This is a genomic window from Plantactinospora veratri, assembly GCF_036421995.1.
GTDB classification, from domain to species: domain Bacteria; phylum Actinomycetota; class Actinomycetes; order Mycobacteriales; family Micromonosporaceae; genus Plantactinospora; species Plantactinospora veratri.
In genome coordinates, this window is sequence record NZ_JAZGQL010000003.1 from 166365 (window position 1) to 190851 (window position 24487).

Sequence of the window (24487 nt, forward strand, 5' to 3'; positions counted from 1 at the left end):
CCACGCCGGATATCCGACGCAACTCGCCGGGCGGGCGTTACCCGCACCGGGTCTGAATCGATAGGGCAGGTGTTGCGAGACCCGATGACTCCCCGAGTCGTCAGGGCACGCGGTAGGGGTGACTCCACCTAGCAGGTTCGGCTTGACGACGCACGTATAACACACGTGTAATTTCAGTGGGGTCGTTCGTACGGAGCGCATCAAATCGCTACCGGACGGACAAACACGCCTTCCGCGTGGGGGGTTGCGCCGGCTGCCGCGCCGGTGCGCGATAAGGAGGCAACTGGATGGACGGCCGACTCGAGGTGGCCGACCTGCTCGGAAATGCTCCGGAGTGGCAAGAGCGGGCGCTCTGCTCGCAGACCGATCCGGAAGCGTTCTTTCCCGAGAAGGGCGGCTCGACCCGCGAGGCGAAGCGGATCTGCTCCCGGTGTGAGGTCAAGGCCGAGTGTCTGGAATACGCACTCGGACACGACGAACGGTTCGGAATCTGGGGCGGGTTGTCCGAACGCGAACGGCGCAAGTTGAAGCGTCGCGTCGCCTGAGCGGCCGCGCCCGGGTGGTGGGGGCCGCCCGGGTCAGGCCAGTTCGTCGGGATCGACGCCGAGCAGGTTCGCGACCTGCTCGATGATCACATCGTGCACCAGGTCGGCGAGGTCCTCGCGGTCGATCGCGCGGAACTCCAGGGGGCGACGGTAGAGCACGATCCGGGGCGGCACCTCTTGGCGCCCCGGGCGCCCGGGCAGCAGTCGGGCCAGCGGGACCTCGCCGTCCTCGAGTACGTCCGAGTCGTAGACGTTGAGGTCCGGCGGTACGTCCTCGACCGCGAACTCGACCCCGGCCAGTTCCTTGGCGAACCGCCGCTCCAGGGTCTCCACGGTGTCCAGGACCAGGTCGTCGAAGATCTCCGATTTGGTCCGGGCCAGCGGGACGGTGGCCGGAACGAGTCGGCCACGCAGCCCGCGCCCGTGCCGGTCCCGGCGCGACCGGCGCCCGGAACCTGGCCGGCGGTTCTCCGGACTGGTCATCTGCACCCCGCTTCACTCGTCGTGGACAGCCGCCCACGACGACAGGGTAGACCTGGTCCGTTCAAGATCGGCTCGGGGATTCGGCCGTGTCGGAGCGGGACGCCCGAGATGTGATCACCGCTACCGGCGTGTCGCATGCCCAAGCGTGGTGGCGGAGCCGGTAATGGAGATACCGTGCCGCCGTGAGGTCACCACGGCGTTGCTCCCGCAACGGCTGCCCCCGACAGGCCGTAGCCACGCTGACCTATGTCTACAACGAGTCCACAGCCGTGGTGGGCCCGCTGGCGGCCTTCGCCGAGCCGCACACCTACGACCTCTGCGAGCCGCACGCCCGGAGCCTGACCGCCCCCCGGGGCTGGGACGTGGTCCGGCACGAGGGCGAGTTCGAGCCGCCTCCGCCGACCACCGACGACCTGGTGGCGCTCGCCGAGGCGGTCCGGGAGGCGGCCCGACCCGCGCCGCCGCGCCCGGAGGAGATCGAGGGCGGTCAGCATCCCGGCCAGCAGACCGGCCGGCGCGGCCACCTCCGGGTCATCCCGCCCAGCCACTGATCGGTCGCCCTACCGGACCCGGGGTGCCACCGCCGCCAGTTCGCCGACGCTGCCGGACATGATCGTGCGGACGTGCGCGGTGATGTGTTCCAGCGGCCAGTCCCACCAGGCCAGCGCCAGCAGCCGGCTCACGTCCTCGTCGTCGAACCGGCGCCGGATCAGTCGTGCCGGGTTGCCGCCGACGATGCCGTAGTCGGGTACGTCGTCGACGACCACGGAGCCGGCGGCGACGACCGCCCCGTTGCCGATTCGGACCCCGGGCATCACCGTCGCCCGGTAGCCCAACCAGACGTCGTGGCCGACCACGGTGTCGCCCCGGCCCGGCAACCCGCTGATCAGGTCGAAGTGCTCCGTCCAGGAACCGCCCATGATCGGGAACGGGAAGGTCGACGGCCCGTCCATCCGGTGGTTGGCGCCGTTCATCAGGAACCGGACGCCCTCGCCCAGCGCACAGAACTTCCCGATGACCAGCCGCTCCGGCCCGTAGTGGTAGAGCACGTTGCGGGTCTCGAAGGCGGTCGGATCGTCCGGGTCGTCGTAGTACGAGAAGTCCCCCACCTCGATCAACGGGGAGGTGACCAGCGGTTTCAGCAACACCACCCGGGGCTGCCCGGGCATCGGGTGCAGCACGGTCGGGTCGGCGGGAATCCCGGGCAAGACGGATCAGCTCCTGCGGTGACGGCGGGTCGGGCGGCGGCGGATTGGACGACGGCCACGCGGGTCGAACGCGGCGGCTGTGGGCAGCCGGCCGTCGCCGGCTGCCCGCCGGGCAGGCATCTCCCTCCCGGCGGTGATACCACCACGTCATCATGATGAATCAGTGGCATCACGCTCATTCGGCATATCCCCGTCGGCGAGGCCCGACGATCGGGGCCGTCGATGGCCCGGCCCGCCGCCGGCCATGTCCGGTGCCGCCAGGAAGGCGAGGCAGGCGCCCTGGTCGGCGTCGACGCCGGCGTCGGCGTAGTCGAGCAGCCGGGTCATCTCGCCCAGCCGGAGCCACGCGGCCGCCTGGCCGAGCATCAGGCGGTAGGTCCTAGGTGGACCCGCCGACACCGGTCCTGCCGAAGACCTCCCGGAACGCCGCGAGGGTCGGCTGGCCACGCTCCCGGTCGAGTACGGCGAAGACCACCCGCTCGAACCACGGGCTGTCCCGGAGTGCCTCGGCGAAGGCCGCCGCCACGGTCGCCGGGTCGTTGCCGAAGACGCCGCAGCCCCACGCGCCGAGGACGAGCTGCCGGTGCCCGTGAACGGCGGCGACCGCCAGTACCCGGGCGGCCCGACGGCGCAGCAGGGCCGGGACGTCCGCGACCCGGTCGGGCTGGTTGCGCCGCATCGCGGAGAGGTTGGGCGCCGCCGAGGTCAGGAAGGAGACCGGGTACGGCGCCGCCAGCGCGACGCCCGCGTCGTCCCGGAACACGGGTACGTCCGGCGAGTAGACGACCCGGTCGCTGTAGCCGAGGTCGGGGTCGGCCCGGTGCGCGAGGTAGAAGTCCCAGGCGGCCCGGAGACACGGGTAGAGCGCCGAGGCGCGGGCGATGCTCTCCTCCTGGGCCTGGGCGCCGTTGAGGAAGCCGCCGCCGGGATTGCGGGCCGAGGCGAAGACCAGGCAGGCCCGGTCGCCGTCGAGCCGTCGGCACGCCGCCAGGCTGGACTCGCCGGTCACCTCGATCACGGGCGGGTCGGGTAGCGGCTCCGGCGCGCGCAGCGGTTCGTCGGGCAGGAACAACCGGGTGCCGGCCACCGCCCGGGCCACCTCGTCGCCGATAACCACCTGCCCGCCCTGCCCGGTCAGGTAGGAACCCCGGTCCAGCGCCGCCACCGTCTCCTGGGCGATCGCCCTCAGCCGCCTGCTCACCCTGCCATCCTGCTCGGTCGTCGACGCGGTCACGACCGGGTTTCGCGTCCGGGCCGCAGGTCCGTCCCGGCGGCTGCCGGATATCGTCGGCGCATGGATGCGCACGTGCTGCTCGGCGCAGGCCGGGACGCGGACGTCTTCGCCCTGGACGAGAGGCGGGTGCTGCGCCGCTACCGGGACGGATCCGACGTGACCGGTGAGGCCGAGATCATGCGCTACGTGGCGGAGCGCGGATTTCCGGTACCCCTGGTCGACCGCGCCCTCGGCGGCGACCTGGTGATGGAGCGGATCGACGGCCCGACCCTGGCCCGGGCCATGGTCGACGGTGACCTCGACCTGCGGGCCGGGGCGGAGATCCTGGCCGACCTGCATCGGCGACTGCGCGCGGTGCCGGCCCGACCGGGCAGCAAGCCCGGCAGCTGCCTCGTGCACCTCGACCTGCACCCGGAGAACGTCATGCTCGGTCGCCGGGGACCGGTCGTCATCGACTGGCGCAACGCCCGGAACGGCCAGCCCGACCTGGACGTCGGGATGACGGCGCTGATCCTGGCCGAGGTGGCGGTCGGCGACACGTTCGGACTGGGCAGGCAGGCTCGCGGGGTGTTGACCGCGTTCGTCGGGCTGGCACCCGGCGATCCGGTGCGGCTGCTGGAGTCGGCGGTGGCGATGCGGCGGGCCAACCCCACCCTGGACGCGGCGGAAAAGGGTCGACTCGGCGCGGCGGCGACCCTGGTGCGGGACGACTACGACCGACTGCACCGGGCCGGCTGACCCACACACCCGCGACCGGACCCGTCGGGGTACGGCGGGCTGGTGTGCCCGCCGTACCCCCTCCGGCCGGTCAGGGCTGGGCGCGCGGCCCCTCCGGATCGAGACTGTCGATGAACTCGTGCGGGTGGTCCGCCTCGACGCTGGTCCGGGCGGCCTTCGCCTCCGCCGTCATCTGCGCCGCGACCCGGTCGGTCGGCACCCCCGCCTGGCGGGCGCCGTCGACCACCTCGCCGTACGCCTGGTCGGCGTAGGCGTGCGCGGCGGCGTACTCGTGGCCGGCCAGGGCCGCCTTGGCCCGGCCGAGCAGCCGGTCCGCCGCCGCCAACTCGTTCCGGGCCCGGTGCGCACGGGGCGAGTCGAGGACGTCCGCGGCGAGCCGGTTGGCCGCCTCGTTGTACGCCGCGGTCAGGAACCGGTCGCTGTTGTCATGGTCGAACTGGCTGAAGTCCCAGTTGAGATCGATGTAGCTCATCATCGAGTTGGTCTGGTCGCCCGCGCCCACGAAGTAGAACTCGTCGGCCGGGCCGTAGTCCACACCGGACGCGCTGTCGTACCCGTCGTGCGGGTGGCTCATCCCGAGGTGGTGACCCACCTCGTGGATGAGTGTCGTGGTGAGCCCGTACCCGGACTCCACGATCTCCGGCGAGATGAACCCGAAGACGTACGTCTGGGTGCCGTCGACGTAGTTGTCGTCGGCGAAGCCGAGGGCCGGGGTGACGGTGCCCGCCGGTACCGCGTAGCTGAACATCGGCAGCTCGTAGTCGACCCGGCCCTGGTCGTCCTGGGTACGGGCCAGCTCCTTGCGGTTCTGTAGGTAGAAGTTGGCAAAGCCCGGGAAGCCGGTCTCCGGGTAGCAGGAGACGTCCTCCTCGACCGCCAGCCGGTAGCAGCGCTCGGCCTCACCGGTGAACGGGAGGTCCTGGCTGTCGTAGTCGAGCCTGTTGCGCCAGCGCAGCTCGCGCAGTTCGGCCAGGAGCAGATCCGGCTTGACGTAGCTCTTCGAGGCGTCCACACCCGGCCAGCCCTCGTAGACGTTGCTGTCCAGGTTGATCGAGCGCGGCGGCTGCGGCGTGGGCAGCTCCGCCGGGTAGAGCGGCGAGCTGGTGAAGAGCAGGTTCAGCGCGACGTACCGGGTGATCAGGCCGAGGTCGCCGGCGAGCCTGTCGGGCGCCCGGTAGCCGTCGGCGGTGTACTCCCAGGTCGGCGGCATCCGGTAGTCCTCGACGCCGTTGCCGTCGAGATCCTTCTCGTCGACGTTCCAGTTGGAGGTCCAGGACTCCGGGCCGGCCGACAGGTCGTGGAACCAGACCCGGTGGGTGGAGCCGAGCCCGTCCTCCTCGTCCCGCGCGGTGGTGCCGCCCCAGGCGATGATCTTCCGGCTGTCCCGTTCCACGCCGAAGTTGTATCCGGTGTCCGGGTCCGGCTCGTTGGTCTTGGTGTAGACGTGGAACCGGAAGTCGGGCCGCCCGTACCAGTTGATCAGGAAGACGGTGTTCCGTCGGGTGTCCACCCCGGCCGGCGGGTTCCTGACCAGCCAGCGTTCGACGCTCGGCGCGTCGATGTGGTGGTTGGCGGTGATGTCCAGGACGTTGCGCTGCTGCGCGTTGTACTCCGCCTGGAGCGTGGTCAACGGGGCCGGTCGGGACAGCCGGGCGAGTTCGCCGAAGAACCGGTCCTCGTACCGCCGGTCGGCGTAGCTGATCCGGTAGTCGTACGTGTAGTGCAGACCCAGCTTCTCCCGGACGTCGTACATCAGCCGGGACCGGACCACCGGTTCGTAGCCGCGCGGCAGTTCCGCCTGGTACGCCGGGCGGGGCACCTGGTGCGGCTCGTAACCGACGAAGACCACGTTGACCGGGACCCGTTCGGTCAGCCGTGGCTGGCCGCCCGGGTCGAGGTGGGGGTACCGCGCCGTCGCGGCCTGGCTCGCCGGTGCCAGCGACAGCGACAGCACGGTGAGCATCGCCGTGGCGGCCGCCACGGCGATGGTGCGTCTCGTTCTCATTCGGTGACCTTCCGCCGTCCGAGGGGTCGACGGTCCGCGCCGGCCCCGCAGGCAGCGGATGGTGAGCCCGTCCCCGGGCCCGGCGGGCTCGTCGTGGAACTTGCGTCGCCCGAGCGTACGTCCCCTGTGGATGGCAGGCCATCCGTCGGCGTCAGTTTCTTCCGGTCAGCTCGGCGAGGTCCTCGGCGGTGAGGTGCAGGTCGGCGGCGGCCATGTTCTCCGCCAGGTGCTCGGGCGAGCCGGTGCCCGGGATGGCGAGCAGCACCGGCGAGACGGCGAGCAGCCCGGCCAGGGCCACCTGGGCCGGGGTCGCGCCGTGCCGGGCCGCGACCCGCCGGTACCGCTCCGGGTCGATCGGCCGGTCGCCGCCGCCGAGCGGGAAGAACGGCACGTACCCGGTGCCGGTGGCCGCGCACCGGGCCAGTAACTCGACGTCGTCCCGGTACTGGAGGTGGAAGTGGTTCTGCACCGCCACGACCGGTGCGACGGCGTTCGCCTCGGCGTACTGCGCCGCGTCGACGTTGCTGACCCCGAGGTGCCGGATCAGCCCCTGCTCGCGGAGCGCCGCCAGCGCCTCGAAGCGCCGGGCGATCGACGTGCCGCCGACCGGGCCGAGGCCGCCCACCCGGAGGTAGACCAGGTCGAGCCGGTCCAGCCCGAGCCGGCGCAGGTCCTCCTCGACCAGGCCGCGCAGCTGGTCGGCGGTCGCCTCGCCGGACGGCATGCCGGTGGCGTCCCGGAGCGGGCCGACCTTGGTCGCGATCACCAGCTCCGCCGGGTACGGCGCCAGCGCCTCCCGGATCAGTTCGTGGGCGTGCACGGTGCCCCGCCCGTAGAACCCGGCCGTGTCGATGTGGTTGACGCCCAGCTCGACCGCGCGCCGCAGCACGGCGACGCCGGTAGCCGGATCCCGGGACGGCCCGTGCAGGCTGTTCGCGGCGAGCCGCATCGCGCCGAAGCCGAGCCGGTTGATCCGCAGGTCGCCGCCGAGCAGGAAGGTGCCGGTGCCGGTGGGTGTGTCAGTCGTCATGCCGTCGAGCCTCTGCCGCGCCGGTGCCATCCGGCCAGCGGTGGCAGGAAGTGGCCAGCCGGGGCCAGACTGGCGGGGTGGCCGACGACCGGGTGATCACCGTACGCGGGGAGGACGAGCTGGTCCGGCGGGCCGGGCACCTCTTCGCGGGCGCCCGGACCGAGTTCGTCTGTGCCGCGACCGACCTGGAGACCTGGTCCCGGACCACCGCCCGGATGGGAGTGGCGGCGGCCACCCGACGCAACGTCCCGGCCGGCCTGGCCGTGCGGAAGCTCTACACCCCCGCCGCGCTCGTCGTGGACGAGCAGCGCGCCGAACTGGCCACCGCGGTGGCCTCGGGAGTCCGGGTACGCATCTGCGCGGCCCCGCTGCCGCACGAGACGATCGTCATCGACCGGAAGGTCATGATCCTGGCCGGTGCGGTACGCGGCGCGGACCGCGAGTTCACCGTGACCACCGTCGCGGCACTGATCGAGGGCGTCCACGCGCTGTTCGAGGCCGCCTGGGACGCGGCCGACGAGGTCGACGGCTGGCTGCGCGCAGACGCACCCCGGCTCGACCCGACCGGCCGGAAGGTGCTGCGTGCCCTCGCCTCCGGGCTCACCGACGAGGCCGCGGCGCGACGGCTCGGCATGCCGCTGCGGACCTACCGGCGGCGGGTGGCCGAGCTGCTGCGCGAGCTGGGGTCCGAGTCCCGGTTCCAGGCCGGCCTGCGCGCCGGCACCCTGGGCCTGGACCGCTGACCCGGCGGCCCGGGACGACCCCGCCGGCCGCTACGGGAACGTGCGCCGCCGCGGTCAGTTCGGGCTGCGCGGTGCGAGCATCGCCGCGACCGGTGTCTTCGCGAAGTCGGTGCTGCTGTCGTAGTCGGTACTCCGGCTGACGTCGGCCCAGGCGGTGGCCTCCCGGGAGCGGAACCGCGCCGACTCCTCGGCCAGCCGCAGCGCGTCGGAGCCGAGCAGCAGCCGCAGCGGCGGTACGGCGAGCCCGACGAGGTCGGCGATCACCCGGGCGGCCCGCTCCGGATCACCGGCCTGCTGGCCGTCCATGTCCCGGCGCAGCGCGTGCAGCCGCCCGACGGTCTGCTGGTAGTCCTCGCCCACCTCGGCCATCCGCATCGACGCCCCGCCCCAGTCCGTACGGAAGGCGCCGGGCTCGATGATGGTGACCCGGATGCCGAAAGGCTTGACCTCGTTGTAGAGCACCTCGGAGAAGCCCTCCACGGCGAACTTGGCGGCCTGGTAGGCGCCGAGCCCCGGTGTCCCGCCGACCCGTCCGCCGATGGAGGAGAACTGGAGGAAGTGCCCGGAGCGGCGGGCCCGCAGCACCGGCAGGGCCGCCCGGGTGACGTTGACGACGCCGTACAGGTTCGTCTCGACCTGCGCCCGGAAGTCCTCCTCGGCCATCTCCTCGATCGGGGCGCTGTTCGCGTACCCGGCGTTGTTGGCCACCACGTCCAGGCCGCCGAAGGTCTCCACGGCGGTCCGTACCGCCGCCCGGGCGGCGGCCGGGTCGGTGACGTCCAGGGCGTACGGCCGCACCTGGTCGCCGTACCGGCTGACGAAGTCGTCGAGCTGCTCGGGCTGCCGGGCGGTGGCGAGCAGGTTGTCACCCCGGTCCAGCACCTCCTGGCTGAGCGCCCGGCCCAGGCCCCGGGAACTCCCGGTGATCAGCCACGTCTTCGCCATGCTGTCGATTCCCTTCGGCGCGGGTCGTCGGGTGAGACCGGCTCGGCTCCTCCGTGCTCGACTCTGCTACGCCCGCCGCCGCAGGCGCCGGAAAGCGGCCCGCCGCCACCCGTCCGGCTGATCCGCCGGTCCGTTCGGTCGGCGGGGTGGGCCCTGCCGGAAGGTGCGGGGAGTTCGAGTCGACCGCCCCGCCGTGCGGCCCGCCGCGCCGGCTCGCCGCCGCCGAGCGTTCACCAGGCCCACGCCTCCGGACCCGGCCCACCGGAGCCGACCGGCGGAAACAGCTCGTCGAGCCGGTTCAGGGTGCCGGGGTCGAGCGTGGTCCGCACCGCGCGCAGCGCCAGGTCGAGCTGGTCGGCCGCCCTGGGGCCGACGATCGGCGCGGTGACGCCGGGACGGGACAGCAGCCAGGCCAGCGCGACGGTGGTCGGCTCCTCGCCCAGTTCGGCGCAGAGCTTCTCGTACCCGGTCAGGGCCGCCCGGTGCGGCTCCACCCGCTCGGCGGCGTGCAGCACGCTCCGGCCGGGCACCCCGTCCCGGATCTTGCGGATCGCTCCGGAGAGCGCCCCGAAGTGCAGCGGCGAGTAGGGCAGGATCCCGATGCCGAGATCGATCGCCGCCGGTACCACCTCCAGCTCGACGTACCGGGTGAGCAGGTTGTATTTGCACTGCTCGGAGACGAGGCCGAGGAAGTGCCGCCGGTCGGCGGCGGCCTGGGCCCGGGCCAGGTGCCAGCCGGCGAAGTTGGACGAGCCGACGTACCGGATCTTGCCCTGGGTGACCAGGGTCTCCATCGCCTGCCAGATCTCCTCCCACGGCGTCTCCCGCTGCACGTGGTGCATCTGGTAGAGGTCGATCCAGTCGGTGTCGAGCCGGCGCAGCGACGCCTCGCAGGCGGCGATGATGTGCCGGGCGGAGAGGCCGCCGTCGTTGGGCCAGTCGCTCATCGGGGCGTAGACCTTGGTTGCGAGGACGATCCGGTCCCGCCGGCCGGTACCGGCGAACCACCGTCCGATGAACCGCTCGGTCAGGCCGTCGCCGTCCTCCCGGCCGTACATGTCGGCGGTGTCGACGAAGTTGATCCCCTCGTCGTACGCCCGGTCCAGCACGAGGTGGCTCTGCTCCTGGTCGAGCTGCCAGCCGAAGTTCATCGTGCCGAGGCAGATCCGGCTGACGGTCAGGCCGGTCCGGCCGAGGTGGGTGTATTCCATGCCGGGGACGGTACGTCCGGGTTCCGGCTGGTCGGGAGCCGTTCGAACGTGCTCGAATGGCAGCATGCTCCGGATCGAGTTCGCCCCGGCCGACCTGGTCCGGCTCAGGTTCGCGCACTCGCCGATGGTCGAGGTGCTGACCAGCCTTTTCGTGCTGGACCGGCCGACCAGGTTCTGGATGTACGCCGGCTGGCGGAAGAGCGTCCTGCCGGCGCTCGACGGCGCCGCGCTGGGTACCCTCCGGGCGCTGGCCGCCGCACCGACCTGCCAGGTGCCGGACTTCCTCACCCCGGTACCGGCCACCGCCCGGCCGACCCTGGACGAGGAACTGCGGGTGATCGCCGGCACGGCGCTGGACGTCGTCGCCGCCGAGGTGCACCGGACCTGGGCCGGGCATCCGGCGCCGCCGGAGATCGTCCGGTTCGGTACCGACCCGGCCGGCGCCCTGACCGAGCTGGTCCGGGAGATCCGGCGGTACTTCGGGTTGGCGATCGCGCCGGTCTGGCCCCGGCTGCGGGCGGCCGCCGAGGGTGAGATCGCGCACCGGGCGCTGACCGCCGCCGAGCGCGGCCCCCGGGCGCTGCTGCGCGGCCTGCACCCGGAACTGGACTGGGACGGTACGGCGCTGCTGCTCGGTTCGGCCAAGGAACGGTGGTGGAGCCTGGACGGGCACTCGCTGACCCTGCTGCCGGCCGGGTTCGCCGGCCCGATGCTCTACCCGGTCACCGACACGCCGACCGGCCGGGCGCTCTGGTATCCGCCCCGGGGGTACGGGCGGCTCTGGGAGGCGCCGCTGCCGGCCGGACCGGGTGTACCGGCCGAGCCGCCACCGCCAGCCGAGCCGGCTGCGCCGGCCCTGGCCGCGCTGCTCGGCCCGACCCGGGCGGCGGTGCTGACCCTGCTGGCGGTGCCGCACAGCACCGGGGAGGTGGCCGACGCCCTGCGGCTGGCCCCGGCGACCGCCTCGCACCACCTGACCACGCTGCGGGACGCCGGTCTGGTGGTCGGCGAGCGGGTCGGCCGGCGACTGCGCTATCTGCGTACCGGGCTGGGGGAGCAGCTCGGCGGCGGAGCCGGTACGCCCCCGGCGGGGCGGGTGTAGCCGGTCCGACCGTCTGTCCGCGGCCCGAGAGTCCCGGTGGTCGGTTGGCGGAGTTCGGCGGCCGGCCCGGTCAGGTCAGGGTCGCCGTGGCGACCGCGCCCGGCTCGGGTCCGGCCTCGGCGACGACCCTGCCGTCCGGAGCCCAGATCCTCGACCGTCCGGCCGCGTCGGTGTAACCGCCGCCGGTGCGCCCGGCGAAGCTGGCGATCGCCACCCAGACCCGGTGTGCGGCGGCGACCCGGCGGGCCCGCTCGTCCTGCACGTGCCACTGCGCCGCCGAGTCCAGCGCACCCGCGAGGTACGCGTCGATGCCGAGCGCGGCGGTGTCGGCCGCGTGCCGGGACACCCCGGTGTCCTTGCAGACCGCGAGCCCGAGCCGCCAGCCGGCCACCTCGACCGCTGCCGGAGCGTCGCCGGGAGCGAAGTGCTCCGGCTCGGCCCCGCCCAGCCACATTTTCCGGTACGCCACCCGGGCCCCGTCGGCGTCGACGGCGAGGACGCCGATCCGCGGCCGTCGCCCCGGTGTCCCTGGCACCGGGGCACCGACCAACGCCGTCGAGCCGGTCTCCGCGCAGGCCGCCACGATCGGAGCGAGTCGGGGGTCGTCGGCGTCGACCGGCGCGGCGTCGAACTCGTACCCGGTGAGCGACATCTCGGGGAAGACCACCACCCGGGCCCGGGCGGCCCGGACCGCCTCGGCGTGGCTGCGGGCGTTCGCCAGCACGTCGTACGCCAGGCAGTCCGGCTGGGCAACGGCGATGGTCAGCGGCTCCCGCACCCGCCGATCGTAATCCCGCCGCGCACGTCGCCCGGGCCGGAGGTGGTGGGTCCGTCCGGCCCGGACGACGCCGCGGATCAGACCAGAGTGGACCTCGGCGTGCCGGCCGCGACCCGGGTGGCCGGCTCGGGGCGTTCGAGGGCGACCCGGGGCAGCCAGCGGCCCAGCCAGGACGGCAACCACCAGGCGCGGGCGCCGAAGAGCTGCATCACCGCGGGCAGGATCAGGCAGCGGATGACGAAGCCGTCCACGAAGATCGCGACCGCCAGGCCGAGCCCGAACTGTTGCAGCATCCGGCCCGGGTCGAAGAGGAAGGCACTGAAGACGACGATCATGATGGCGGCGGCGGCCGTCACCACCCGACCGGTGGTGGCCAGACCCTCCCGGATCGCGCCGGAGGCGTCGCGGTGCCGCTCCCAGTGTTCGTGCATCCGGGACACCAGGAAGACCTCGTAGTCCATCGAGAGCCCGAAGACGATCGCGAAGATCAGTACGGGTACGAACGCCTCGACGGGACCGGGCTGGACGCCCAGGTTGCCGTACTGGAACACGTAGGTGATCACCCCGAGGGCGCTGGCCACGCTGAGCAGGTTGAGCAGCGCGGCCTTGACCGGGATGAGCAGGGACCGGAAGACGAGTACCAGCAGCAGCGCAGACAGGCCCACCACCACGACCACGAAGAGCGGCAGCCGGTCGGAGACCGCGTCGGCGAAGTCGACCGCCGCCGCCGTACCGCCGCCGATCAGGACCGGTGCCCCGGTGCTCCGCTCCACCGGCGGCAGCACATCGGTACGGAGCCGTTCCACCAGGTCCATCGTGGCCGCGTCCTGCGGGGCGGAGGTCGGGAAGAGCAGCAGCGTGTGCAGTTGCCCGTCGGGTGCCGGGAACGCCGGGGTGACCGCCGCGACCCCGGCCGCCCCGGACAGGGCGCTCCGCACCTCGGTCGCCGCCGGCTGGCCGCCCTCGACCACCACCACCAGTGGACCGTTCTGTCCCGGGCCGAACCCGGTCGAGATCAGGTCGTACGCCTGCCGGCTGGTCGAGGTCGGCGCGTCGCTGCCGGCGTCGGCGAAGCCCAGCCGCATGTCCAGGGCGGGTACGGCGAGCAGCACCAGCAGCGCCGTGGGCAGCAGCATGGCCAGCCAGGGGCGGCGCTGCACGAACCCGGACCAGCGCCGCCACCCCGCGCCCTCGGCCCGCTTCGCCCGCTCGGCGCGGCGCCGGACGGCGCGCTCGACGCGGCCGCCGACGATGGCCAGCAGCGCCGGGAGCAGGGTCAGCGAGGCGAGCATGGTGACCAGCACCGTCAGCGCCACCGCCACGGCCACACCCTGGAGCGAGCCGAGGCCGAGGACGACGAGGCCGAGCAGGGCGATCACCACGGTGCAGGCGGCGAAGAAGACGGTACGGCCGGCGCTGTCCAGGGCGATCCGGGTGGCGGTGGCCCGGTCGGCGCCGTGCAGCAGCTCGGACCGGAAGCGGGAGAAGACCAGCAGCGCGTAGTCGATGCCGACGCCGAGCCCGACCAGCGCCATCAGCGGGGCGGTGTAGTCGGCGACCGTCGCGACGTGCGAGGCGAGTACGACCAGGCTGAGGGTGCTGCCCACCGCGAAGATCGCGATTCCGATCGGCAGCGCGGCGGCGAGCAGGGAACCGAAGAGGATCACCAGGATGACCAGGGCCGCCAGCAGGCCGGCGCCCTCCGCCGCGCCACCCTCGGACTCCTGGGCGGCCCGGACCGGGTCACCGGCCAGCTCCACCCGCAGCCCGTCTCCGGCCGCCGCCCGGGCGGTCTCGATGACGGCCCGTACGTCCTGTGCCGGCACCTCCTCGCTGGGCTTGTCCAGGGTGGCCGTGGCGTACCCGACGGTGCCGTCGGCGGAGACCGCCTGCGGGTCGTCGTACGGGCTGGTCAGTTCGGCCACCGAGGCCATCGCGCGTACCTGGCCGAGCATCGGCTCGACGCGTTGCCGGACCTCGTCGGTGCCGATGCCGCCGGGGTGGTGCAGGACGATCTGGACGCTGCCCGCCGTCTGCCGCGAGCCGTGCTCCCGGAGCGTGTCGGTGGCGGCCTGTGACTCGGTGCCGGGCAGCGAGTGGTCGTTGTGGTAGTCGGCGCCGACCGCCTGGGCCGCCCCGGCCAGCCCGACCAGCACGACGACCCAGCTCAGCAGGGCGACCCAGCGCCGCCGGTACGCCCAGCCGGCCATCCGGGCGAAAAAGCCGGCCCTGGTCGCCCCGGCTCGCCCCGTCCGGTCCGGCGGTGCCTTGCCGTCGGGCCCTTCGGCAGGAGTTGATTCGGTGTGCATTGTCCGCTCTCCTCGCGTTCTCGGGTCCGCCCGCTGCTCGCTCCGCGCCCCGCTCGTCAATGGGTTAGCAATCTACATGTAGCATAACTACGTAAGCGTCGACGGTTCACCGAGGCGCGCAGTGGCACGGGGTGGGGGCGGGAAGGCGATGGGCGGCAGCCGGTGCACACCGTCCACGATGGACGGAGGGGTCAGCCGGGTGGGCGAGGTCTCAGCGGAACCGGGAGATCAGCGGGAGGACGCCGCGCGGGCCGTCGCGAGGCAGCGCGCCCCGTTGCGGGCCACCAGGAGCATCGGCAGGATCAGCACGACCACGGCGATCGGCAACCGGGCCAGGGCGATCGGGCCGTTGATCGGGCTGACGAGCGCGAGCAGCACGCCGATCGTGCTGAAGGTGCCCGCCACGGCGAAGGCGAAGATGCCGGTGAGCCGGATGCGCCGGGGATCGGTGCCGAGCCGGCGTACCCCGGTGCCGGAGGCCCAGACGGCGAGCAGTGCCACCGCCACGGCCAGCATTCCCAGCCAGCTCACCAGCACGTCGAGGACGCCGGCCAGTCCGGGCATCGGGTCGGGTTCGGCCGTCTGCCAGGCGACCAGGTGCCAGATCGGCGGCTGCGCGACGAGGATGCCGAAGGCCAGCAGCGCCGTCCGCCGGCCCTGGGCCAGCGCGAGTTCGGCCTGGTATCCCGGGGCGATCCGGGAAACCTCCCCGAAGTCGTGCACCGCACGGCGGGCCGCCGCCTCGGGCGGCAGACCGAGTTCGGCGTACGCCTCGGTCGCGTCCACCAGGCTGTCCCGAGCCTCCCGGAGCAGGCCGCTCTTGACCCGGCGTGGCCCTCGCAGGGCACGGTCGAGTTCGGCGAGGTATCCGTCTATCGGGGCGGCCACGGCTCACTTTCTCTGGGTACCGGTGCCCCAGTATGCCCGGCTCGGGCCGCCGGGTGGAACATGGCCGACCCCGAGATTCCCCTGAACCGCACCCTGAGGGCGCGGCGGGCCGGACCCCTGGGACCGCTCTGCCGCCCCGGCCTGACCCTGCCGCGCAGGGGGCACGGTCAGCATGGATTCCAGTCCCGACCGGACGTCGAGTCCGGGCCATGGCGCCCGGCTGTCTCGTTCGAGACCGGAACGCCGGCTGCTCCCGCCCGGTAGTCATATGTTCAGCGGGCCGCCGTTGCGTTGGGCGTCATCCTTGATCGCGATGAGATTCGCGGAGACGTACGGGATGTTGTGTGCCCGGTGCCATTCGCTCGGGAAGTACGTGACCAACCGCGACGCCTGGAATCGGCATTTGATTTCAGGTACGAACCGAGAATAGTTGACGTCCGTGAAATACCAGAACGAGTTTTCGTTGTAGAACGCCACATGTGTCGGATCCTGGTAGGCACCCCGACCGTCGGTGCTGGGTGTCAGCGACAACAGCATCCCGTTCGGCGCGAGCAGTCGGTAGAGTTCGTTGAATAGTGCGATCTTGTTCGGAATGTGTTCCAGGAAATCCACCGCCCGAATGACCCCGACGCTGTTGTCCGGCAGATCGACCCCCTTTGTCACGTCGCAGACCATGTCGACGTCCGATCCGTCGCGGCAGTCCAGACCGAGATATCCTTCCGGCTTGTTGTGGGCCGCGCCCAAGTCGAGTGCCAGGAGTCCCTGCCGCCGTGACCACGCCAGCGCATTCTGTTGAATGTTCCGGTCATATATCTCCACCGTACGCTGCTGGATACGGGCGTTGAAGTCCGGAATGCGCTGCGTGTTCTTCGCATGCATGCGCTGCAGGTACAGGCATTTCTGAATGTGATGGAACTCGCTCACCTGGTAGATCCGAGCCATCAGATCGGCGTCGTCCGCGACGTCGAGCGACTCGTCGTATCCGCCGACCTTCTCGTAGACGTCCCGGCGGAAGGCCCGCACATGGTTCGGTGCATACCAGATGTAGCTCACGTTGTGCGGCGTCGGCGGCAACGCCCGGCAGACCAACACCTCGCGGCCGTCCACCTTCTCGTCGTAGTGCCGCCAGCCGAATGAACTCGCAAAACGGTCTTCGCAGCGGCTGCCGTCCTCCTGGATCTGCGCGGTGTCGCTGTAGACGAATCCCACCTCCAGGTTGGAGTCGAAGGCGTCGACGATGTTTTGTAGACAGTCGCTGCTGAGCAGATCGTCGTCGTCGAGCTCGACCAGGATGTCCCCGGCGGCCTCGGCGCAGGCGTACCCCTTCACGGCGCCAATGCCGTCCAGGTTGTCCTGGACGATGAGCCGGACCCGATCGTCGTGCCTCTCGGGCCGCCAACGAGACCCCTGGTTGAGAACGACCACCCATTCCCAGTCGGTGAAAGTCTGTGCGACGAGCGACCGGAAACATTCGTCGATGAAACGGGTGCGGTTGCTCCCCGTAAAGACCGTTACGCGCGGTGTACGCATTGGGCAATCACCTACCGGTTGGAGCCGAGGACCGAGCGGTCAGGGCCGCGCGGTACTCCGTTGGAACGGCTGGGGCGAGCCCTTTGTCCAGCCGGATCGCCACCTTGAAGGCGGCCCGCGCTTCCGCGTCGTCGCCGGATTGGGACAGCAGTAGGCCCAGTCGGAGGTAGGCGGTTGACGCCTTGCTGTCGATCGACACGATCTTGCGGTAGATGTCCATCGACGTCGTCGGGGCCTTACTTTCCAGTGCAATGGCCTTGTTGTAAAGGGCCGGCTTGTAGTTGGCGTCGGCCTCCAACGCCTTGTCGTAGTTGCTGATCGCCTCGTCAGCCTGGTTACGCGACTGGGCGATGTAGCCCAGGTTGAACCAGGCAAACTTGTTGTTGGCCTCGCCTGCCAACACCTTCTCGAAGGTGGCCTTGGCCGCGTCGAGGTTACCGGCCTGGCCCTGCTCGACACCGAGCTTCAGCAGGTCCGCCGGCGCGGTTCCGGTGTTGGTGGTGCCATTCGCCTCGTCGCTGTTGCTGCTGTCAGACTTGCTCCTCTGCGGCTTCTTAGCGGGCTCCTCGCTGCATGCCGCGACTCCGGCCAGCAGGACCATGCCACAGGCGAGTGACCCGAACATCTGACGGGTGTTCATTTCTTCTCCTTGACCGTAACGGGGCGGTGCGACTTGCTGTTCGGCCGGCTGGCCTTGCTACCGTTGGCCGTCGCCCGGCCCGATGTGTTGGCCGGAGCCACCACTGGTGTGCTGAGCGAGATGCAGGAAACCCAGATGTCGGCCCCTCCGCCGGTGAAGGTGAACTGGTAGCCACTGGTTGAGAGCGGCTGGATCAGCACCGGGTTGACGCCCGCACCCGAGAGTTGGTATCCGGTTCCGACAGCGATGTCTCCGGCCTGGCACCCGAAATTCACGGGGGTGTCCGCAATCACGGTCAGCGGGCCCTGGATGTAGGCGGACTCGATTCCGTTGCCCGTCACTCCCTGCACGCCCTGGTTGCCTTGTGGGCCTTGGGCGCCGACTTCGCCTTGGGGTCCTTGTGTGCCCGTGTCGCCTTGGGTGCCTTGTGGTCCTGGGGCTCCGGTGTCGCCTTGTGGTCCTTGTATGCCCTGCAGGCCCAGCGCACCTTGGGTGCCTTGTGGGCCTTGGGCGCCGACTTCGCCTTGGGGTCCTTGTGTGCCCGTGTCGCCTTGGGTGCCTTGTGGTCCTGGGGCTCCGGTGTCGCCTTGTGGTCCTTGTATGCCCTGCAGGCCCAGCGCGCCCTGGGTGCCTTGTGGGCCTTGGGCGCCGACTTCGCCTTGGGGTCCTTGTACGCCTGCGTCGCCTTGGGTGCCTTGTGGTCCTGGGGCTCCGGTGTCGCCTTGTGGTCCTTGTATGCCCTGCAAGCCCAGCGCACCTTGGGTGCCTTGTGGGCCTTGGGCGCCGACTTCGCCTTGGGGTCCTTGTGTGCCCGTGTCGCCCTGGATGCCTTGGGCGCCGGTGTCGCCCTGCGGTCCTTGTATGCCTGCGTCGCCCTGGGGGCCTTGTGGGCCTGGGGCACCGGTGTTGCCCTGCGGTCCCTGTATGCCCTGCAAGCCTGGCGCGCCCTGCGGTCCTTGTATGCCTGCGTCGCCCTGGGGGCCTTGTGGGCCTGGGGCACCGGTGTTGCCCTGTGGTCCCTGTATGCCCTGCAAGCCTGGCGCGCCCTGCGGTCCTTGTATGCCTGCGTCACCCTGGACACCTTGGGCTCCGGTGTCGCCCTGTGGTCCTTGTATGCCCTGCAAGCCTGGCGCGCCTTGGGTGCCTTGTGGGCCTTGGGCGCCGGTGTCGCCTTGGGGTCCTTGTACGCCCGCGTCACCCTGGACGCCTTGGGCGCCGGTGTCGCCCTGCGGTCCTTGTATGCCCGCGTCACCCTGGGCGCCTTGTGGTCCTGGGGCACCGGTGTTGCCTTGTGGTCCCTGTATGCCCTGCAGGCCCGGCGCGCCTTCGGTGCCTTGTGGGCCTTGGGCGCCGACTTCGCCTTGGGGTCCTTGTATGCCCGCGTCACCCTGGACACCTTGAGCACCCTGCGGTCCTTGTACGCCCTGCAAGCCCAGCGCACCTTGGGCCCCCTGGGCACCTTGGGCGCCCGTTTCGCCCTGCGCACCTTGAGCGCCAACTTCGCCTTGAGCACCCTGAATTCCCTGGTGGCCTTGAGCGCCTTGAGCGCCTTGAGCGCCTTGAGCGCCTTGAGCGCCTTGGGGGCCTTCAGTGCCCTTGGAGCCATGCGAACCGTGCGGATTCGGCTGCTTGCCCGGATCGTGCCCATCCCACGGGCCCTGCCAGCCCTGCGGGCCGTAGTCCGGCCGGCTGCCGTCAGGGTCCCCCGCATCGTCAGGTCCGTCGTCTTGGCGGACAGTCGACCAGAACGACGGCCACCCGCCGTATTGGCCGAGCGGACCGGGCGTACCGATGTGCGCGCCCTGGGCAGACAATTTCGCTTCCACGGGTTGCGCGACGGCTGCGGGCCCACCCGTCATCCCGACTGCCAGCAGGGCAGAACTCAGCCCTGAAGCGGCGCGGCCAGCCTTCAGCCCCCGCCGCAGCCGTCGGTTGTTGCTCATGACCCCTCCAGAGCCGCCAGATACACCTAGAGCTACTTACTAGTTACATATGGTATTAACGGGCGATTTGTAGCGTATGTGGTGATTCGCTGAACCAGAGAGGTTTCAGCTACAGCTAGCTATCTTTTTGGCCAAAGTGGATTTTGTTTCACGACCAGGTTGCATAAGTCCCGGCCACCGCGTCCCGAAGCGGGCGATGCGGGCCGCTCATCCCAAGGACTCGCCACCGTCCGCCATGGATCACCGCCACGATCTGGAAGGTCTGGCCGGTGCCCGACCGGCCCTCGGGGTGGCCGTTCCCGTAGTCCGCGCTCGGGGCGCGCGAGCGCGCGTACGGATCCAGCTCCGAACGCCGCAGGAGCCTGGGCGTAACGATCAGCATCTCCGGGTCGACCCGGGCGCGCAGCATCGCAGCCTCGTGTGACGGGGCGACGACGCCGTGGCAGCCCGCGCGCTATTCAGGAGCGCCAGACGGACAACCTGAGCCGAGCAACCAGCGTCTCGGCGTTCGGCGGCGCCGGAGTCGAGCACGACAATCATGCGACCTGAGTCGGTCCACGCCGGAGTTCGCGGCAGTCGAGAGCGCGCATTCGTCGGCGGGGTTGCCGGCCGCGGTTGGTAACACTCCGCTGGTCGCAGCAGTCGTCAGGCGGCCACGATCGTTCCGGCGGAACCGGCTGGGCCGCCCACGGAGCCGTCGTTCGCCGAGATCCGGGCCGCATAGCACCGCGATCGGCTCAACGCGCCACGATCAGCGATCGATCGACCGGCTTGCGCCTGTGCGTTCTGTGATGTGCCCCCGGCAGGATTCGAACCTGCGCCCCCGCCTCCGGAGGGCGGTGCTCTATCCCCTGAGCTACGGGGGCTCAGCGACCCAGGAAGAGTAGCAGGCATCGCCGCCCGGGCACGAATCGGTATCCGCCGTGTCGGTTCCGCCTGCCGTACCAGGGCAAACCGCTACCGGCCGCAGCTCGGAAGAGGGTGCAGCACGATCCGGGGCGGGAGCCGGCGGGGCCACTCGGCCCGGGTCCAGGAGCCGTCGACCACGACGTGTACGGCTTCCCCCTCCGCCCCGCTGAGCCGGAGCAGGAAGTCCCGGGGGAGGGCCGGGTCGACGTTCGGGGTGGTGATGAGGAAGCGCACCCGACCGCGTACGGAGACCGCGGAGAGGACGTCGGCGGCGGGTACCACCCCGTGCAGCCGGGTACGGCCGATCCAGCACAGTTCGGCCCGGTGCTCCTGGGCGGAGCGGACGATCGCCGGGTACTCCCGTTCCACCCAGAGGGCCACCGCGTCGACGCAGAGCCCGCAGGCCCGATCGGTGGGCTGGCGGGGGCCGAGTCCCCAGGCCCGCAGGTAGCCGCCGACCTCGCTGCTCTCGACGGGCAGGCCGTACCGGCGCTGTACGAGGCTGGCGACGCTCTGCCGGGTCCAGAGTTCGTCGTCCAGCCCGAGCTGGTCGGGATAGCACCCGCGCAGCGTCTCGATCAGTTCGAGTTCCTGGTCGCGGCTGAGCGTCCCCGCCTCGCCGGACCGTTGTCCTCGCCGGACGGCCGCAACCGCGCCGTCCCCGCCGATGGTGTGTCGACGGCACCAGCTGGTGACCGAGCGACGTCCGTCCCGGAGAGCAACCGTCATGTCTAGGACAACGACGGCAGATCCTGACTGGTCACGTTATGTATGGAGAAAGCTCGCCAAACCGGGCAAGTCACCAAAGTCATCCTCAATCGGCCATCGAGACCCCCTGTCCGGCCCGCAACGGAACCGGCGACCGCCCCGAAGGGACGGCCGCCGGATCAAGCGGTGCGGGTCACCCGGGTCAGGGAGTGCCGATCCTGCCCTGGAGGCTGCGGACCAGCTCGATCTCCTTCTTCTGCCCGGCGACCATCGACTCGGCCATCTCGGTCACCTGCTCGTCGTCGGAGAGGTCCAGGATGCCCTCGGCCATGTGGATGCCGCCCAGGTGGTGGTCGAGCATCAGCTTCAGGAAGAGGGCGTCGAAGTCCCGCCCGGTGGCGGCACGCAACTCGGCCCGCTGGGCGTCGGTGGCCATCCCGGGCATCAGCCCGTTCTTCACCGCGCCCGCGGCGTCCGGCATCCAGGCCATCCGGGGCTGGCGGCCGGTCGGGCCCAGACCCCACTCCTTCAGCCAGGTCTGCATGACACCGATCTGGCCCTGCTGGGTGAGCGCGATGTCCGCCGCCAGGACCCGTACGTCCGGGTCGGCGGCCTTCTCGTGGGCGAGGATCGCCATCTCGACGGCCTGGGCGTGGTGCGACGACATGTCCCGGGCGAACCCGGCCTCGGGCGAGCTGTCCCCGGGGCGGAGCAGGCCCGGGGCGAGCAGTCCGCCCGCGAACCCGAGCAGCAGGCCCAGCAGGATGGCGAGGGCCAGCGCGGCGGTGCCGGCGCTCCACCGGCCCGAGCCGCGGCCGGCGACCTCGTCATCCGGGGCGGCGGTCGCCACCGCCCCTTGTTCGGTGGTCACGCCGATCAACCGCCCGCCGGGGGCACCGGCTGCTGCTGGTCACCGGGGACGTTGTCCCGTGGCGTCGTACCGGTGGCGGTGATGCCGCCGGAGCAGGTCGCCTGCGGCTCCATGGTCGCGTTCTGCCGCAGTGCCTCGATGAAGTCGTCGATCCGGCCGTCGGTGGCGCTGTCGAGCTTGAGCTGGTAGCCCCACGCCTGCAACGAGATCGGCTTGTCGAGGTTCTCCACCGGGCTCATCATCATGAACTCGTTGCCCCGGACCTTGCTGGCCAGCTGCTCCACCTGGTCGGCGGGGAGGTCGGACTTGTAGGTCACCCAGACCGCGCCGTGCTCCAGGCTGTGCACCGCGTGCTCGTTGGCGATCGGCGCGTCGTAGACGTCGCCCATGCAGTTCTGCCAGGCGATGTTGTGCGAGCTGCCGACCGGCGGGTTGATCTTGTAGGTGAGCGGGCCGGCCACGTGGGACTCCTTGCCGGGCAGCGGGTTCACCGCCGACGGGTCGCTCTCCCGGAAGTTCACGATCCCGTCGATCGCGGCCGCCTTGTCCTCCCACTTCTTGCCGTTCTGGATCACCGCGTACGCGCCGTACCCGATGATGGCGGCCGTGACGACGCCGACCGCGACGAAGAGGCCGATGGAACCCCACGAGCGGCCCTGGCTGACCTTGACCGGCGTGATCGGACGCCGCTGCTGGGGCTTCTTCCCACCCCCGCCGCCGGAACGGCCGGCCGGCACCCGGGCGCCGGACTTACCGGTGGAGCCGGACTTGGCGGCCGTCCCCGCGGGCTTGGCCCCGGCCCCCTTCTCACCCTCGGCGGGCTTACCGCCGGCCGGCGCCTTCTTGCCGGTGCTGACCACGGACGGACGGCGTTGTTCGCCGCCCGAGGTGCTGATGCTCATGGTCCCTCGTCAGGTCGGTCGGTCAGGGGATGGCGGGCCACACACGCGCAGGGTCGCCACCGAGTGACCGAGTCTACCCCCGCTAGCATGGTTCGGTGACTCCCGCCAACCTCGCCGAGGCCGTTCTCGCCGCCGCCCACGCCGTCTTCGACCGGCGTGAGCTGGATCACTCGGTACTGCCCGAGTCCGTGCCGCTGGAGCGACCCCGGAACCCCGAGCACGGCGACTACGCCTCCAACATCGCGCTCCAGTTGGCCAAGCGGGTCGGCCTGCCGCCCCGGGAGCTGGCCGCCGCCCTCGCCGAGGAACTGGCCCGGACCCCGGGTGTGAAGTCCGTCGACATCGCCGGGCCCGGATTCCTCAACCTCCGGCTCGACCCGGCCGCCGCCGGAGCGCTCGCCCGCGAGGTGGTCCAGGCCGGTCAGGCGTACGGGCGCAGCGACCGGCTCAGCGGGCAGCGGGTCAACCTCGAGTTCGTCTCGGCCAACCCGACCGGCCCGATCCACCTCGGGCACACCCGGTGGGCGGCGGTCGGCGACTCGCTGCGGCGGATCCTCGCCGCCGCGGGTGCGGAGGTGACCAGCGAGCACTACGTCAACGACGCGGGCGCCCAGATCGACCGGTTCGGCCAGTCGCTGCGGGCGGCGGCGTTGGGCGAGCCGACGCCCGAGGAGGGCTACGCCGGCGAGTACGTCACCGAGATCGCCGAGCGGATCGTCGCCGAGCGCCCCGACCTGCCCGACCTGCCCGCCGAGGAGGCGGTGCCGGTCTTCCGGGACCGGGGCTACCAGCTCATGCTGGACGAGATGCGGGCCAGCCTGGAGCGGTTCGGCGTGCACTTCGACGTCTGGTTCTCCGAGCGCACCCTGCACAGCAGCGGCGCGGTCGAGCACGCTCTGGGCCGGCTGCGCGAGCAGGGCCACGTCTACGACGCCGACGGCGCCATCTGGCTGCGCACCACCGACTTCGGTGACGACAAGGACCGGGTGCTGATCCGGAGCAACGGCGAGCTGACCTACTTCGCCGCCGACTCGGCGTACTACATCGACAAGCGGGAGCGCGGCTTCGACAAGTGCGTCTACCTGCTCGGCGCCGACCACCACGGCTACGTCAACCGGCTCCGGGCGATCGCCGCCTGCGCCGGGGACGACCCCGACTTCAACATCGAGATCCTGATCGGCCAGCTCGTCAACCTGGTCCGCAACGGCGTACCGGTCCGGCTCTCGAAGCGGGCCGGCAACATCATCACGCTGGACGAGGTCGTCGACGCGGTCGGCGTGGACGCGGCCCGCTACTCGCTGGCCCGCTCCTCCACCGACTCGCCGCTGACCCTCGACATCGAAGTGATCACCAAGCACTCGAACGACAACCCGGTCTACTACGTGCAGTACGCGCACGCCCGGATCGCCTCGCTGCTGCGCCAGGCCGTCCAGCTCGGGGTGACCCGGGGCGCCGAGTTCGACCCGGGGCTGCTCAGCCACGAGAAGGAGAACGACCTCCTCAAGACGCTCGGCGAGTTCCCCGGTGTGGTGGCCACCGCCGCCGAACTGCGCGAGCCGCACCGGATCGCCCGCTACCTCGAGGAGTTGGCCGGCACGTACCACCGGTTCTACGACGCCTGCCAGGTGCTGCCGCGCGCCGGGAAGCCGGTGCCGGAGCAGCTCACCCAGGCCCGGCTCTGGCTGGTCGAGGCGTCCCGGATCGTCCTGGCCAACGGCCTGGCGCTGCTCGGCGTCTCCGCGCCGGAGCAGATGTAGGTCCGCTC

Annotated in this window: 24 protein-coding genes and 1 tRNA gene; 7 read left to right on the forward strand and 18 right to left on the reverse strand. The window is 71.4% G+C overall.

What is annotated here, in order from left to right; all coding sequences use genetic code 11:
* Positions 1-287: 287 nt before the first annotated feature.
* The gene (locus V1634_RS04070; protein WP_101367926.1) at positions 288-545 is read left to right on the forward strand and encodes a WhiB family transcriptional regulator; all 258 of its coding nucleotides are present in this window, start codon (positions 288-290) and stop codon (positions 543-545) included.
* A gap of 33 nt (positions 546-578) precedes the next feature.
* Here V1634_RS04070 and V1634_RS04075 read toward each other — a convergent pair whose 3' ends face one another.
* Complete coding sequence (locus V1634_RS04075) at positions 579-1028, reverse strand: metallopeptidase family protein (RefSeq protein ID WP_130462161.1); 450 nt, start codon at positions 1026-1028, stop codon at positions 579-581.
* Positions 1029-1210: 182 nt separating this feature from the next.
* On the opposite strand from V1634_RS04075, the gene V1634_RS04080 reads away from it, so the two are divergent.
* Positions 1211-1579, forward strand: a complete 369-nt coding sequence (locus tag V1634_RS04080) for a DUF3499 domain-containing protein (RefSeq protein WP_331206375.1) — start codon at positions 1211-1213, stop codon at positions 1577-1579.
* Between the two features lie 9 nt (positions 1580-1588).
* On the opposite strand, the gene V1634_RS04085 is transcribed toward V1634_RS04080, so the two are convergent.
* From V1634_RS04085 to V1634_RS04095, 3 genes are all read right to left on the reverse strand, one after another.
* Complete coding sequence (locus V1634_RS04085; protein ID WP_331206512.1) at positions 1589-2197, reverse strand: CatB-related O-acetyltransferase; 609 nt, start codon at positions 2195-2197, stop codon at positions 1589-1591.
* 189 nt (positions 2198-2386) lie between these two features.
* The gene (locus V1634_RS04090; RefSeq protein ID WP_331206376.1) at positions 2387-2602 is read right to left on the reverse strand and encodes a hypothetical protein; all 216 of its coding nucleotides are present in this window, start codon (positions 2600-2602) and stop codon (positions 2387-2389) included.
* A gap of 13 nt (positions 2603-2615) precedes the next feature.
* Complete coding sequence (locus tag V1634_RS04095) at positions 2616-3437, reverse strand: TIGR02452 family protein (RefSeq protein WP_331206377.1); 822 nt, start codon at positions 3435-3437, stop codon at positions 2616-2618.
* A gap of 93 nt (positions 3438-3530) precedes the next feature.
* Between V1634_RS04095 and V1634_RS04100 the strand changes: the two genes are divergently transcribed.
* The gene (locus V1634_RS04100; RefSeq protein WP_331206378.1) at positions 3531-4208 is read left to right on the forward strand and encodes a phosphotransferase; all 678 of its coding nucleotides are present in this window, start codon (positions 3531-3533) and stop codon (positions 4206-4208) included.
* A 70-nt stretch (positions 4209-4278) separates the two neighbouring features.
* Here V1634_RS04100 and V1634_RS04105 read toward each other — a convergent pair whose 3' ends face one another.
* Together V1634_RS04105 and V1634_RS04110 are read right to left on the reverse strand one after the other, a co-directional pair.
* The gene (locus V1634_RS04105) at positions 4279-6213 is read right to left on the reverse strand and encodes a zinc metalloprotease (protein ID WP_331206379.1); all 1935 of its coding nucleotides are present in this window, start codon (positions 6211-6213) and stop codon (positions 4279-4281) included.
* A gap of 151 nt (positions 6214-6364) precedes the next feature.
* Positions 6365-7243, reverse strand: a complete 879-nt coding sequence (locus V1634_RS04110) for an oxidoreductase (protein ID WP_331206380.1) — start codon at positions 7241-7243, stop codon at positions 6365-6367.
* A 77-nt stretch (positions 7244-7320) separates the two neighbouring features.
* Here V1634_RS04110 and V1634_RS04115 point away from each other — a divergent pair, with 77 nt between their 5' ends.
* Positions 7321-7986, forward strand: a complete 666-nt coding sequence (locus tag V1634_RS04115; protein ID WP_331206381.1) for a hypothetical protein — start codon at positions 7321-7323, stop codon at positions 7984-7986.
* A 54-nt stretch (positions 7987-8040) separates the two neighbouring features.
* Here the strand turns inward: V1634_RS04115 and V1634_RS04120 are convergent, their stop codons facing one another.
* Both V1634_RS04120 and V1634_RS04125 read right to left on the reverse strand, forming a co-directional pair.
* Positions 8041-8931: an oxidoreductase gene (locus V1634_RS04120; protein ID WP_331206382.1), complete on the reverse strand. Its 891-nt coding sequence runs from the start codon at positions 8929-8931 to the stop codon at positions 8041-8043.
* A 230-nt stretch (positions 8932-9161) separates the two neighbouring features.
* A complete protein-coding gene (locus V1634_RS04125) occupies positions 9162-10142 on the reverse strand; it encodes an aldo/keto reductase (RefSeq protein ID WP_331206383.1) in 981 nt (326 codons plus the stop codon).
* Positions 10143-10206: 64 nt separating this feature from the next.
* Here V1634_RS04125 and V1634_RS04130 point away from each other — a divergent pair, with 64 nt between their 5' ends.
* Positions 10207-11244: an ArsR/SmtB family transcription factor gene (locus tag V1634_RS04130; RefSeq protein ID WP_331206384.1), complete on the forward strand. Its 1038-nt coding sequence runs from the start codon at positions 10207-10209 to the stop codon at positions 11242-11244.
* 70 nt (positions 11245-11314) lie between these two features.
* Here the strand turns inward: V1634_RS04130 and V1634_RS04135 are convergent, their stop codons facing one another.
* From V1634_RS04135 to V1634_RS04160, 6 genes are all read right to left on the reverse strand, one after another.
* Entirely contained in the window at positions 11315-12022 is a 708-nt protein-coding gene (locus tag V1634_RS04135; RefSeq protein ID WP_331206386.1) for a carbon-nitrogen hydrolase family protein, read from the reverse strand.
* A gap of 77 nt (positions 12023-12099) precedes the next feature.
* Positions 12100-14331 (reverse strand): MMPL family transporter, encoded by a 2232-nt coding sequence (locus V1634_RS04140; protein ID WP_331206387.1) that lies wholly within the window; start codon positions 14329-14331, stop codon positions 12100-12102.
* 228 nt (positions 14332-14559) lie between these two features.
* Positions 14560-15219 carry a permease prefix domain 1-containing protein gene (locus tag V1634_RS04145; RefSeq protein WP_331206388.1) on the reverse strand — a complete coding sequence of 220 codons (660 nt, stop codon included), beginning with the start codon at positions 15217-15219 and terminating at the stop codon, positions 14560-14562.
* Positions 15220-15483: 264 nt separating this feature from the next.
* The gene (locus tag V1634_RS04150) at positions 15484-16749 is read right to left on the reverse strand and encodes a glycosyltransferase (protein ID WP_331206389.1); all 1266 of its coding nucleotides are present in this window, start codon (positions 16747-16749) and stop codon (positions 15484-15486) included.
* A 7-nt stretch (positions 16750-16756) separates the two neighbouring features.
* Complete coding sequence (locus tag V1634_RS04155; RefSeq protein WP_331206390.1) at positions 16757-17389, reverse strand: tetratricopeptide repeat protein; 633 nt, start codon at positions 17387-17389, stop codon at positions 16757-16759.
* Positions 17386-17739 (reverse strand): hypothetical protein, encoded by a 354-nt coding sequence (locus tag V1634_RS04160; protein ID WP_331206391.1) that lies wholly within the window; start codon positions 17737-17739, stop codon positions 17386-17388. The genes V1634_RS04155 and V1634_RS04160 overlap by 4 nt, the downstream gene beginning before the upstream one ends.
* 246 nt (positions 17740-17985) lie before the next feature.
* On the opposite strand from V1634_RS04160, the gene V1634_RS04165 reads away from it, so the two are divergent.
* On the forward strand, positions 17986-19281 hold the full coding sequence (locus V1634_RS04165) for a hypothetical protein (RefSeq protein ID WP_331206392.1): 1296 nt from the start codon (positions 17986-17988) through the stop codon (positions 19279-19281).
* 845 nt (positions 19282-20126) lie between these two features.
* Here the strand turns inward: V1634_RS04165 and V1634_RS04170 are convergent.
* The 4 genes from V1634_RS04170 to V1634_RS04185 all read right to left on the reverse strand — a co-directional run bounded on the left by V1634_RS04170 (position 20127) and on the right by V1634_RS04185 (position 22722).
* A tRNA-Arg gene (locus V1634_RS04170) sits at positions 20127-20198 on the reverse strand.
* A gap of 91 nt (positions 20199-20289) precedes the next feature.
* On the reverse strand, positions 20290-20970 hold the full coding sequence (locus V1634_RS04175) for a winged helix-turn-helix domain-containing protein (RefSeq protein WP_331206393.1): 681 nt from the start codon (positions 20968-20970) through the stop codon (positions 20290-20292).
* Between the two features lie 181 nt (positions 20971-21151).
* Positions 21152-21826: a DUF305 domain-containing protein gene (locus V1634_RS04180; protein ID WP_456238610.1), complete on the reverse strand. Its 675-nt coding sequence runs from the start codon at positions 21824-21826 to the stop codon at positions 21152-21154.
* Entirely contained in the window at positions 21826-22722 is an 897-nt protein-coding gene (locus V1634_RS04185) for a DUF3105 domain-containing protein (RefSeq protein ID WP_331206395.1), read from the reverse strand. The genes V1634_RS04180 and V1634_RS04185 overlap by 1 nt, the downstream gene beginning before the upstream one ends.
* Before the next feature lie 95 nt (positions 22723-22817).
* Here V1634_RS04185 and argS point away from each other — a divergent pair, with 95 nt between their 5' ends.
* A complete protein-coding gene (gene argS / locus V1634_RS04190; protein WP_331206396.1) occupies positions 22818-24479 on the forward strand; it encodes an arginine--tRNA ligase in 1662 nt (553 codons plus the stop codon).
* The last annotated feature ends 8 nt before the right edge of the window (positions 24480-24487 follow it).